The sequence below is a fragment of the Psychrobacter sp. T6-1 genome (assembly GCF_052258445.1).
In genome coordinates this window covers 1-647 of the sequence record NZ_JBQQFC010000734.1, presented here as the reverse complement: position 1 = coordinate 647, position 647 = coordinate 1, and the positions used below count along the sequence as shown (strand labels likewise).

At 48.4% G+C, this 647-nt stretch carries 1 pseudogene; it reads left to right on the top strand.

Annotated features, from left to right (window positions below):
- Positions 1–647 (top strand): annotated as a pseudogene (locus ACTXGO_RS15710) (bifunctional aconitate hydratase 2/2-methylisocitrate dehydratase); the annotation flags it as partial.

Here is a 647-nt window from a genome sequence, read left to right as displayed (position 1 = left end):
CCAGCTGGCGTTGACCAAGCGGCCTACGTAAAAGCTGCATTTTTAGCTGCTATCTTAAAAGGTGAAGCATCATCACCGCTTATCAGTAAGCAAAAAGCCGTTGAAATCTTAGGTACTATGCAAGGTGGCTACAACGTTCAGCCACTAGTTGCTGCACTAGATGATAGCGAAGTTGCTCAAGACGCTGCCGAAGCACTCAAGAAAACTTTGCTAGTGTTTGATGCCTTTAATGACGTCACTGAAAAAGCTGAAGCTGGCAACACTATTGCTAAAGAAGTCGTTCAGTCTTGGGCCGATGCCGAATGGTTCACGGGCCGTGCCGAGGTACCACAGAAATCGACTTACACAACGTTTAAAGTGACTGGTGAAACCAACACTGATGACTTGTCACCAGCGCAAGATGCGTGGAGCCGTCCTGACATCCCATTGCATTCATTAGCCATGCACAAAAACTCTCGCGACGGCATCACTGCTGACGAAGAGGGCGTTGTCGGTCCAATGAAACTTATTGATGAGCTAAAAGAAAAAGGCCATCCACTTGCCTATGTTGGTGATGTGGTTGGTACGGGTTCTAGCCGTAAGTCTGCAACCAACTCGGTACTGTGGCTGATGGGTGAAGACATCCCGAACGTGCCAAACAAACGTGG